Here is an 11,746-nt window from a genome sequence, read left to right on the forward strand (position 1 = left end):
CCAGTGGCCGAGTGCTCCAAACGTTTTGTAGTAGAAAGTCGCGCACTACTACCGCTAAAAAAGTGGGCCGGATTATGCCAGAAAAGCCCAAAAATAGTAGGGCCCTCCCGTCAGGACGGCGTTATTCCGGCGTTTACCAGTGAATTTACCTGCGCTGAAGCGTTTTAGTGACGGGTATCTGACGGCGTATCGACACCCGCTCCGGCGAACAATTGGGTGATATCGGCCGCATCAAAGAGGTAGCGCTGGTTGCAGAACTGGCAGTCGATCTCGATGTTGCCACCATGCTCGATCACCAGCGCCTGAGCGTCTTCCTGACCCAGGCTGACCAACGCATTACCCGAACGCTCACGCGAGCAGCTGCAACGGAAGCGTAGTTTCTGCGCGTCAAACAGGCGCACCTGCTCTTCGTGGTAGAGACGATGCAAGATGGTTTCGTTGTCCAGGCTCAGCAATTCATCGGCGGTCAGGGTGCTGCCCAGCGCGGTGATGTGCTGCCAGCTGGCGGCGCGGTCTTCTTCGTCTTTCAGACGGTCGGCCGGCAGCTGTTGCAGCAGCAGACCCCGGGCGCGACGGCCATCGGCGTGCAGCCAGAAGCGCGTGCCGACTTGCTGCGACATGACGAAATAGTTGGTGAAGCAGTCGGCCAGGGTCGCGCCGTCGAGGTCGACGATGCCCTGATAACGCTGGCCCTGGGTCGGGTCGACGGTGAGCGCCAGCACGCCATCGGGCATCATGTCGGCGAGGGTCGCGTCGGCAGCGATCAGGTCTGCGTCATAACGGGCCAGACCACGGATCTCACGCTCGCTGGAGCACTCGATCATCAACAGCGACACCGGGCCTTCGGAGCGCGCCTGCAGGATCAGCAAGCCATCGAACTTCAAGGTGCCGACCAGCAGCGCCGCGGCTGCCATCAGTTCGCCGAGCAGTTGCGCGACCGGTTCCGGATAGGTGTGTTTGGCGAGGACTTCGGCATAGCTACGCTCCAACGCAACCAGCTCGCCGCGGGCGTCGCTGTCATCGAAGATGAAGCGTTGGGTGTAGTCGGTATCCGGTAGATCAGTCATAGGTCTGGGTATCTGAAGTGAAGACTAAAGGATGACAAGGGCTGGGAATCGCGCCTTGCGCACCGTCTCGGTGCATTAATATTGGTCATGGCCAGCATTTTATGAACAATCCGGCTTTGTTCCAAGCAAGGTCGAACCGCGGCATAGTGGCGCCGGGTAACCTAGGCCCGTTAACGGCCAAACCTTAATCATTGCTGCCATGGAACTTGAACAGGTCCCGGCGCTGTTTCTTGCTCGGCTTGCCGTCAGTGCTGACGCCCAGGGCGCCGGCCTTGCGCTGGGCTGCGGCGTTTTCGCGTTTGGCGATGCTGGCTTCGGTCTCAACGTACAACATCTGCGCTTCAGGGGCACCACGACGGACGATCGAGAGAGCCTGGACCACCACGGTGCGCTCATCGAAACCGGCGCGAATCTGAAACTCGTCGCCAATCCTCGGCTCTTTGCCCGGCTTGCAGCGCTCACCCCGGCAATGCACCTTGCCACTCTCAATGGCTGCCTTGGCCAGCGCACGGGTTTTGTAGAAGCGCGCCGCCCACAACCACTTATCGAGACGGACTTTGTCGTCCTCTTCGTTTTTTTGTGCCATGGGTTTTCCTCATTCTGAAATATTTCTGAACTGTACTACCGTTTCTGTCGTGCCATGAATTTCACCGGTTCAGCATACAATGCGCGACGCTTCCGGGTTGCGCTCGGGGGCAGGAAATCCGGGCCGTAGATATCTGTCGCCTTTTACCTATTATTCTGCGTGAATACCGCGAATTCGGCCGCTTTGCGGTGCGAACGGTTCCTCACCGGTTGAGCACATTTGAAGACATTTGACCATTTGACCGTTGTGGGTCTGCGCGAATGGGTGGCGCTCCCTGATTTGGGAGTCGCGGGCCTGCGAGCGAAGATCGACACCGGCGCCAGCACCTCCAGCCTGCATGCCACCGAAATCGAGCCGTTCGAGCGCGACGGACAAACGTGGGTGCGTTTCAACGCACACCTGGGCACGGTGGTGCAGTTGCGTCACCGTCGCTGCGAAGCGCCGCTGGTGACGATGAAAACCATTAAGAGCTCCAACGGCCAAGCACAGGTGCGTTACGTGATCAGTACCACCCTGGCGCTCGGCGATCGGGTTTGGCGAGTGGAGTTCACCCTCGCCTGCCGCAAGTCCATGCGTTATCGCCTGTTGCTCGGTTCCAAAGCCCTGATCGACGGCCAGTTGGTGGTCAATCCAGGCATTAAATACGTTCAAGACAAGCCGGTGTTCCCGGTGTCCACTACCTCTTCCACAGGTGTTGCATGAAGATCGCTGTGCTGTCGCGGAACCCGCGTCTGTATTCCACTCGTCGTTTGGTTGAAGCCGGCACCGAACGCGGCCATGAGATGGTGGTGATCGATACCCTGCGCGCCTATATGAACATTGCCAGTCATAAGCCGCAGATCCACTACCGCGGCAAGCCGCTGGAAGGCTTTGACGCAGTGATCCCGCGGATCGGCGCTTCGGTGACTTTTTACGGCTGCGCGGTGTTGCGCCAGTTCGAAATGATGGGCGTGTTCCCGCTCAACGAGTCGGTGGCCATCGCCCGCTCGCGGGACAAACTGCGCTCGCTGCAATTGCTTTCACGTCGCGGTATCGGTTTACCGGTCACCGGTTTTGCCCACTCGCCGGACGACATTCCCGACCTGATCGAAATGGTCAACGGCGCACCGCTGGTGATCAAGGTGCTGGAAGGCACTCAGGGCATCGGCGTGGTGATGTGTGAAACAGCGACGGCGGCGGAGTCGGTGATCGAGGCGTTCATGGGCCTCAAGCAGAACATCATGGTTCAGGAATACATCAAGGAAGCCGGCGGCGCGGACATCCGCTGCTTTGTGGTCGGCGACAAGGTGATCGCCGCGATGAAACGTCAGGCCAAGCCCGGCGAGTTCCGCTCCAACCTGCACCGTGGCGGCAGCGCCAGCCTGATCAAGATCACCCCGGAAGAACGCATGACCGCGCTGCGTGCGGCCAAGGTCATGGGTTTGAGCGTGGCGGGCGTGGATATCCTGCGCTCCAACCACGGGCCGCTGGTGATGGAAGTGAACTCGTCGCCAGGGCTGGAAGGGATCGAAACCACCACCAGCAAGGACGTGGCGGGGATCATCATTCAGCACATCGAGAAGAACGGCGGGCCGAACATGACGCGGACCAAGGGTAAGGGTTAACCTCAACCTTTTAGGTGGCAGGGATGCTGCCATCGCGAGCAGGCTCGCTCCCACAAGGGTCTCGGTCGTACACAATTGCGTGTTCGCTGAAGATCGAAGTGTGGGAGCGAGCCTGCTCGCGAAGAGGCCCTCATTTCCAACAAGACTGCCAGATACTTACACCGCATCCCTCGGCAACATCAACCCAAGCGGCAACCGCACCCGCGCTTCCAGGCCACCACCGGAGCGGTTGCGCAGTTCAACATTGCCGCCATGCATCGATGCAATCCGCTTGACGATGGCCAGCCCCAGCCCGGTGCCCTTGCCACCCCGCGCGCGGTCGCCACGGGTGAAGGGGTTGAAGATCGCTTCCAGCTCTGACGGATCGATCCCGGCGCCACGGTCCATGACGCTCAGCACCACATAAGGCGCGCTGACGTCGCCCGAAACATACGCCGCCACTTCAACGCCGCTGCCAGCGTGATGCAGGGCATTACCGATCAGGTTGTTCAGGAGGCGTTTCATCGACACCCGACGCAACGGGAACGGCTGAATCGGCTCCAGGCGCAAGCGCACCCGCTCCTCGTTCTGGTTGTAAGGCGCCGCCACTTCGCGCACCAGATCACTCAGGTCGACTTCTTCGACCGACTCGTCCCGACCATCGCGAATGAATGCGAGGAACTGGTCGAGAATCGCGTCCATGTCTTCGATGTCACGCACCATGTCGTCGCTCAGGTCGCTGTGGTTGCCCATCAGCTCCAGCGACAGACGCAAGCGGGTCAACGGCGTACGCAGGTCGTGTGAAACACCGGCGAGCATCAACTCACGTTCGCGGCCGGCCTGTTCAACGTCTTCCGCCATCTGGTTGAACGCTCGATAGACCTCGGTCATTTCACTCGGCGTGTCGCTGATCGGCAGGCGCACGCTGCGCCCCTGCCCCAGTTGCCGGGCGGCATCGACCAGCCGTTTGAGCGGCTGGTTGAGCTGGCTGACGAAAATCCACGCCGACGCGGTGGATAACAAGCCGATGGCGAGAAACCAGCCGAGTACGTTCCAGATTTTCTGGCCACGCAACGGATGCGGGTACAGCGGTACTTTCAACCAGCCGTCACCCAGGCTCGGGGCTCGAACCCAAAGCGCCGGCGGTGCATGCATGCGCAATCGCACTTCGGTGTCGGCACCCAGTTCGGCCTGCATCTGGCGTTGGTAGATTTCGCTGTAGGGCCAATGCTGTTCACCCTCGGGAACACCGGCGCCCACCACACGAATCAGTGTCGCGGCATCGGCAATCTTCGCCCGGTTTTCTTCGTCTGCAGCCCAGTAGGCACGCAAGGTCAGCGCGACACCGTGACTGTATTGGCGGTCCACCAGCACGTCCTCGTTCATCAACAGATAAACCAGGGTCAGCGCCTTGGAAAACAGCACGACGATCAGCACCAGCCAGAGGGTGCGAGAGAAGAAACTTTGGGGGAACCACACGGGGGTTTTCATAGACAACCGCTACATACTTTGCAGGAGCGAGCCAAGCTCGCAGAATTGCGGATCGCGAATCAACCGGGTGACACGTTACCCGGCTGACCCGCTCCTACAAATCACCGATCACTTGGTCGCGGTGCCGTCCGGAACGAACACGTAACCCACGCCCCAGACCGTTTGAATGTAGCGTGGTTTCGATGGATCAGGCTCGATCATCCGGCGCAGGCGGGAGATCTGGACGTCGATGGAACGCTCCAGGGCATCCCATTCGCGGCCACGGGCCAGGTTCATCAGCTTGTCGCGGGTCAGCGGTTGACGCGCATTCATCACCAACGCCTTGAGCACCGCGAATTCACCGGTGGTAAGCATGTGTACTTCGTCGCCGCGCTTGAGTTCGCGAGTCGCCAGCGACAATTCGTAATCACCGAAGGTCACGCTTTCGTCTTCGCTACCTGGTGCGCCCGGTACGGGAGCCGACTGGCGACGCAGAACCGCCTTGACACGCGCCATCAGCTCGTCCGGGTTGAACGGCTTGGCCAGGTAATCGTCGGCGCCCAGTTCCAGGCCTTTGATACGGCTCAGCTCATCGCCCTTGGCGGTGAGCATGATGATCGGAATCTGATTGTTTGCGCCACGCAAACGGCGGCAGGCAGTCAGGCCGTCTTCGCCGGGCAACATCAGGTCGAGGACGACCAGGTTGAACACTTCACGCGCCAGCAGACGATCCATCTGTTCGGTGTTCGGTACGGCGCGGGCACGATAGCCCTTGCTGACGAAAAAACGTTCCAGCAGGCTGCTGAGCCCCGGATCGTCGTCAACGATAAGAATTTTTTCGCCTTCAGCAGTTTGTGCAGTGCTGCTCATTGGATGCTCCTTTGATCTCGGTGCGCATTATGGCGTAGCTGCCGTTATACGCACCGTGTGCATTGTTAGCAGATTTTTCCTATGTCGCCAGCGACATGGCCTTTATGCCTACAGCCTGCGATGCCCCCATCGGGCAGAACGGCGGTTATAATGCGCGGCCTTTTGTGTCGGGCAACGTCTGATCGTTACTGCCGGTGGCGGCTTTTTATTTTTCATCGCCCGGCAGTAATTGTTCGATTCCACGGGTCAATGGGATGCCTTTTGATCCAGGTAGCGGTGCTGGCCAGGCCGCTCAACCAGACTCGCCGGGCCTTATTCCCTGCGCCCGCGAGCCTGCTTTCACAATTTGTCAGGTGGTTTTATGGACAGCATCAACAGCCGCATCGCCGAGGAACTCGGTGTACGCCCACAACAGGTCGAAGCGGCCGTCGCGCTACTCGATGAAGGCTCCACGGTGCCCTTCATCGCCCGCTACCGGAAAGAAGTGACCGGCAGCCTCGATGACACGCAATTGCGTCATCTGGAAGAGCGTCTGCGCTACCTGCGAGAACTCGACGAACGGCGCATCAGCATCCTTGCCAGCATCGAAGAGCAAGGCAAGCTGACCCCGCAACTCGAGCGCGATATCAAACTCGCCGACACCAAGACCCGCCTTGAAGACTTGTACCTGCCGTACAAGCAAAAGCGCCGCACCAAGGGCCAGATTGCCCTGGAAGCCGGCCTCGGCGAACTGGCCGACGGCCTGTTCAACGATCCGAACCTGACGCCAGACACCGAAGCCGCACGCTTCGTCAACGCCGAAAAAGGTGTGGCGGACGTGAAGGCGGCCCTCGAAGGCGCCAAGTACATCCTCATGGAACGCTTCGCCGAAGACGCCAACCTGCTCGATAAATTGCGCAGTTACCTGAAGCAGGAAGCCACCCTCAGTGCCCGCGTGATCRCCGGCAAGGAAGAAGAAGGCGCCAAGTTCCGCGACTATTTCGAACACGACGAACCGCTGAAAAGCATGCCATCGCACCGCGCCCTGGCGATTTTCCGTGGCCGCAACGAAGGCATCCTCAGCTCCGCGCTGAAAGTCGGTGACGAGCTGCCGGGCACCATGCACCCGTGCGAAGGCATGATCGGTCAGCAATTCGGCATCGCCAACCAGAACCGCCCGGCCGACAAATGGCTCGGTGAAGTGGTGCGCTGGACCTGGAAGGTCAAGCTCTACACCCACCTGGAAACCGACCTGCTCGGTGAGCTGCGTGACGGTGCCGAGACCGAGGCGATCAACGTTTTCGCACACAACCTGCACGACTTGCTGCTGGCCGCGCCTGCCGGCCCACGCGCCACGCTGGGCCTGGACCCGGGCCTGCGCACCGGTTGCAAGGTGGCGGTGGTCGACGCCACCGGCAAGTTGCTGGATCACGCCACGGTTTACCCGCACGTGCCGCATAACAAGTGGGACCAGACCATCGCCGTGCTCGCGGCCCTGTGCGCCAAGCACTCGGTGGACCTGATCGCCATCGGCAACGGCACTGCCAGCCGTGAAACCGACAAGCTCGCCGCGGACCTGATCAAAAAATACCCGGCGATGAAAATGACCAAGGTCATGGTCTCCGAAGCCGGCGCTTCGGTGTACTCGGCCTCGGAACTGGCCTCCAAGGAATTCCCGGACCTCGACGTGTCGATCCGTGGCGCGGTGTCGATTGCCCGTCGCTTGCAAGACCCGCTGGCCGAGCTGGTGAAAATCGATCCGAAATCCATCGGTGTCGGCCAGTACCAGCACGACGTGTCGCAGTTGAAACTGGCGCGTGGCCTGGACGCGGTGGTCGAGGACTGCGTGAACGCCGTTGGCGTCGACGTGAACACCGCCTCCGTTGCGCTGCTGGCCCGCATTTCCGGCCTCAACGCGACCCTGGCGCAGAACATCGTGACCCACCGCGATGAAAACGGTGCGTTCAAAACCCGCGCTGCCTTGAAGAAAGTCGCCCGTCTCGGCGAAAAGACCTTCGAACAGGCCGCCGGCTTCCTGCGCGTGATGAACGGTGATAACCCGCTGGACTCCTCCGCGGTTCACCCGGAAGCCTACCCGCTGGTGCAACGCATCGCCGCTGAAACCGACCGCGATATCCGTTCGCTGATCGGCGACGCCGCTTTCCTCAAGCGTCTCGATCCGAAGAAGTACACCGACGAAACCTTCGGTCTGCCAACGGTCACCGACATCCTGCAAGAACTGGAAAAGCCGGGCCGCGACCCGCGTCCAGAGTTCAAGACTGCCGAGTTCCAGGAAGGCGTCGAAGACCTCAAGGACTTGCAGCTGGGGATGATCCTCGAAGGCGTTGTGACCAACGTGACCAACTTCGGTGCCTTCGTCGATATCGGCGTGCATCAGGACGGTTTGGTGCATATCTCCGCACTTTCGGAGAAATTCATCAAGGATCCGCGTGAAGCGGTGAAAGCCGGTGACGTGGTCAAGGTCAAGGTCATGGAAGTCGACATCCCGCGCAAACGTGTGGGTCTGTCGATGCGCATGAGCGACACTCCGGGCGAGAAGATCGACGGCGCTCGTGGCGCGCGTCCAGGTTCGGCGCCGCGTCAGCCTTCGAACACCGCACCGCGTAAGGAAACCACGGCAGCGGCGCCGAGCAACAATGCCATGGCGTCGCTGTTCGCCAACGCCAAGCAGCTGAAGAAACGCTGATGGAAGTCCCTGCGGGGTTGACCGAAAGCGCTTTTTTCAAGCTGCTGGGTTGCCGTTTGCACAGCCTTGAGACCGGGGTGGCGCAAGTCGCCCTGGCCCTTGAGCCGCAGCTGCGCAATCGCGGCGGCAAGCTGCACGGCGGGGCGTTGTTCAGTCTGGTGGACATTGCCATGGGGCTGGCCTGTTCCAGTTCCCATGGTTTTGACCAGCAGAGCGCGACCATCGAGTGCAAGATCAACTACATCCGCGCCGTGGCTGAAGGCGAGGTGATGTGCACGGCGCGGGTGATTCACCCGGGCCGGCGCACGCTGGTGGTCGAAGCCGATGTGATGCAAGGCGACAAACTGGTCGCAAAAGCACAAGGCACGTTCGCTGTCCTGTAGATGCGCGTCATCAATTTGAGTTAATTTCGGCGCTGCGAAAGCTGCGCCGACGTTCCCTGTGGGAGCGAGCCTGCTCGCGAAGGCGGTGTGTCAGGCGACTTCAATGTTGACTGACATTTCTTCTTCGCGAGCAGGCTCGCTCCCACAGGGATTGCGGCGATTAATTCCTGACTGACTGGCAGCAGGCCTGTGCAGCCCGATAATGAGGCGAAAACGCCAGTTTTAACTTCACCCTTGTAGACCGTCCTGCCCACCCCCATATTGGGGCGACTGACGCGTGAAGGAATCCAACTTGAGCGAACTTCTCAACCGCCGCCTGGCTCTGCTCGGCGAGCGCGCTAACCTCTCTCTGCTCGAACAGTGTCTTCACGGCATCGAACGTGAATGCCTGCGCGTGACGGGCGAAGGTCGCCTGGCGCAAACGCCGCACCCTGAAAGCCTGGGTTCCGCGCTGACCAACGAACAGATCACCACCGACTATTCCGAGTCGCTGCTGGAGTTCATCACGCCTGCCCTGCCGGACCCGGCGGACACGCTGGCGAGCCTGGACAAGATTCACCGTTTTGCCTACAGCAAACTCGGCAACGAGTACCTGTGGAGTCCGTCGATGCCGTGCCCGTTGCCGGCCGAGGAAGATATCCCGATCGCCTACTACGGCACCTCCAACATCGGTCAGCTCAAGTACGTCTACCGCAAGGGCCTGGCCCTGCGCTACGGCAAGACCATGCAGTGCATCGCCGGGATTCACTACAACTTTTCCCTGCCGGAAAAGCTCTGGCCGCTGCTCAAAGAGGCTGAAGGCTTTGTCGGCACCGACCGCGACTATCAGTCGGCGGCCTACATCGCGCTGATCCGCAATTTCCGCCGCTACAGCTGGCTGCTGATGTACCTGTTCGGTGCCTCGCCAGCGCTGGACGCCGGTTTCCTGCGCGGTCGCTCCCATCAGTTGGAGCAATTTGACGCCGAAACCCTGTACCTGCCGTACGCCACCAGCCTGCGCATGAGCGACCTGGGTTACCAGAGCAACGCGCAAGCCGGGCTGACGCCGTGCTACAACGACCTGAACAGCTACACCGACAGCCTGCGCAAAGCGGTTGCCACGCCGTACCCGCCGTACGTCGAAATCGGCACGCACCAGGACGGTGAGTGGGTTCAGCTCAATACCAACATCCTGCAGATCGAAAACGAGTACTACTCCAACATCCGCCCGAAACGCGTGACCTACACCGGCGAGCGGCCGATCCAGGCGCTGATGGCCCGTGGCATTCAGTACGTTGAAGTGCGCTTGCTGGACATCAACCCGTTCATGCCGATGGGTATCGACTTGCCGGAGGCACGTTTCCTCGACGCATTCCTGCTGTATTGCGCGCTGAACGACAGCCCGTTGCTGACCACCACCACCTGCGGCAACGCCACCTCGAACTTCCTCAGCGTGGTCAAGGAAGGTCGCCGTCCGGGCCTGCAATTGCAACGCGATGGCCAGTCGGTGGACATGAAGGAGTGGGCCAGCGAGCTGCTGGAAAAAATCGCCCCACTGGCGGCACTGCTCGACCAGAGCCACGGTGGCGACGCCCACAGCAAAGCCCTCGACGCGCAACGAGCAAAAATCCGCGACCCGTCCCTGACCCCTTCCGCGCAGGTGCTGGCAGCGATGACCGAGCACAAGGAAAGCTTCGCCCAGTTCTCCCTGCGTCAGAGTCAGGCGCACGCCGAGTTCTTCCGCAGCGAGCCGCTGCCTGCCGAAGAGCAGGCGCGCTTTGAAGAACTGGCGCGCTCGTCGCTGGCCCAGCAAACTGAGCTTGAGCAGAACGAAGTCGGCGATTTCGACGTGTTTGTCGGGTCGTATCAGGCGAGCATTCTGGCGATCAGTAACTGACCCGGAAGGTCCTGCGGACCTTATCGCGAGCAGGCTCGCTCCCACATTGGATTTTCGGTGTGACCACATTTGTGTGAACACCATTGAGCCCTGTGGGAGCGAGCCTGCTCGCGATGACCGCGCAGCGGTCACTGTCAGGGTTTTCCGCTCATAAGCTAATTCGAAAAAGTTATTTATTTTTGAATTCTTAGATCATTTAGTCTCATCACTCGCCGAAACCCCGGCCGCCTGATGAGGACTTTCATGATGAAACTGCACTTCCCCCTACGCCTCCTGGCGGCCGCGTCCCTGGCCGCAGCGAGCTTTTTCGCCCATGCGGCTGATGTCACCGTCGCCTACCAGACCACTGTCGACCCGGCTAAAGTCGCCCAAGCTGACGGCACTTACGAAACTGCCACCCACGCCAAAATCGACTGGCGCAAGTTCGACAACGGTGCCGACATCATCGCCGCCATCGCTTCGGGCGACGTGCAGATCGGCTACCTCGGTTCCAGCCCGCTGACCGCTGCGATCACCCGCAAGGTTCCGGTCGAAACCTTCCTCATCGCCACCCAGATCGGTGCCGCCGAAGCACTGGTGGCCCGCGATGGTTCCGGGATCAAGACCCCGCAGGACCTGATCGGCAAGAAAATCGCCGTGCCATTCGTTTCCACCGGTCACTACAGCCTGCTGGCCGCGCTCAAGCACTGGAACATCGACCCATCAAAAGTCCAGATCCTCAACCTCGCGCCGCCGGCAATCATTGCCGCCTGGAAACGTGGCGACATCGACGCGACCTACGTGTGGGACCCGGCGCTGGGCGTTGCCAAGGAAAACGGCAAAGTGCTGATCACTTCCGGCGAACTGGCCAAGTTCGGCGCGCCGACCTTCGATGCGTGGATCGTGCGCAAGGACTTCGCCGAGAAGCACCCGGAAATCGTCAGTGCCTTCGCCAAAGTCACCCTCGACGCCTATGCCCACTACCGCAAGGACCCGCAAGCCTGGCTGGCGGATAAGGGCAACGTCGACAAACTGGTAAAACTCTCCGGCGCCAAGGCCAGCGACATCCCGTTGCTGCTGCAAGGCAACGTCTACCCGCTGGCGGCTGATCAGGTGATCACCCTCGGCGCGCCGACCACCAAGGCCATCACCGACACCGCGGCGTTCCTCAAGGAACAAGGCAAGGTTGAGGCTGTGCTGCCGGACTACGCCCCTTACGTCAGCGCCAAGTACATCACTAATTGAT

10 protein-coding genes are annotated in these 11,746 nt (G+C 60.6%); 6 read left to right on the forward strand and 4 right to left on the reverse strand.

Features of this window, described 5'->3' with window-relative positions:
• Nucleotides 1-164: 164 nt before the first annotated feature.
• Nucleotides 165-1,067 carry an Hsp33 family molecular chaperone HslO gene (hslO, locus tag AC1DHT_RS14625; protein ID WP_427543371.1) on the reverse strand — a complete coding sequence of 301 codons (903 nt, stop codon included), beginning with the start codon at nt 1,065-1,067 and terminating at the stop codon, nt 165-167.
• A gap of 184 nt (nt 1,068-1,251) precedes the next feature.
• Entirely contained in the window at nt 1,252-1,653 is a 402-nt protein-coding gene (locus AC1DHT_RS14630; protein WP_427543374.1) for an RNA-binding S4 domain-containing protein, read from the reverse strand.
• A gap of 219 nt (nt 1,654-1,872) precedes the next feature.
• On the opposite strand from AC1DHT_RS14630, the gene rimB reads away from it, so the two are divergent.
• Complete coding sequence (gene rimB / locus AC1DHT_RS14635; protein ID WP_427543377.1) at nt 1,873-2,355, forward strand: retropepsin-like aspartic endopeptidase RimB; 483 nt, start codon at nt 1,873-1,875, stop codon at nt 2,353-2,355.
• Nucleotides 2,352-3,257, forward strand: coding sequence for a 30S ribosomal protein S6--L-glutamate ligase (gene rimK, locus AC1DHT_RS14640; protein WP_054595097.1), 906 nt, complete (start codon nt 2,352-2,354; stop codon nt 3,255-3,257). Before rimB ends, rimK begins: the two co-directional genes overlap by 4 nt.
• A 156-nt stretch (nt 3,258-3,413) precedes the next feature.
• Here rimK and AC1DHT_RS14645 read toward each other — a convergent pair whose 3' ends face one another.
• Entirely contained in the window at nt 3,414-4,727 is a 1,314-nt protein-coding gene (locus AC1DHT_RS14645) for an ATP-binding protein (protein WP_054595096.1), read from the reverse strand.
• 108 nt (nt 4,728-4,835) lie between these two features.
• On the reverse strand, nt 4,836-5,576 hold the full coding sequence (gene ompR, locus AC1DHT_RS14650) for an osmolarity response regulator transcription factor OmpR (protein WP_054595095.1): 741 nt from the start codon (nt 5,574-5,576) through the stop codon (nt 4,836-4,838).
• A gap of 361 nt (nt 5,577-5,937) precedes the next feature.
• Here ompR and AC1DHT_RS14655 point away from each other — a divergent pair, with 361 nt between their 5' ends.
• The 4 genes from AC1DHT_RS14655 (at nt 5,938) to tauA (ending at nt 11,745) form a co-directional block, all read left to right on the forward strand.
• Nucleotides 5,938-8,262: a Tex family protein gene (locus AC1DHT_RS14655; protein WP_477761381.1), complete on the forward strand. Its 2,325-nt coding sequence runs from the start codon at nt 5,938-5,940 to the stop codon at nt 8,260-8,262.
• On the forward strand, nt 8,262-8,645 hold the full coding sequence (locus tag AC1DHT_RS14660) for a PaaI family thioesterase (protein ID WP_427543383.1): 384 nt from the start codon (nt 8,262-8,264) through the stop codon (nt 8,643-8,645). The genes AC1DHT_RS14655 and AC1DHT_RS14660 overlap by 1 nt, the downstream gene beginning before the upstream one ends.
• A gap of 292 nt (nt 8,646-8,937) precedes the next feature.
• Entirely contained in the window at nt 8,938-10,521 is a 1,584-nt protein-coding gene (gene gshA, locus AC1DHT_RS14665; protein WP_427543386.1) for a glutamate--cysteine ligase, read from the forward strand.
• A gap of 246 nt (nt 10,522-10,767) precedes the next feature.
• Nucleotides 10,768-11,745, forward strand: a complete 978-nt coding sequence (gene tauA / locus AC1DHT_RS14670) for a taurine ABC transporter substrate-binding protein (protein WP_427543483.1) — start codon at nt 10,768-10,770, stop codon at nt 11,743-11,745.
• Nucleotide 11,746 lies beyond the last annotated feature (1 nt).

This window comes from Pseudomonas sp. 05N432 (assembly GCF_056396945.1).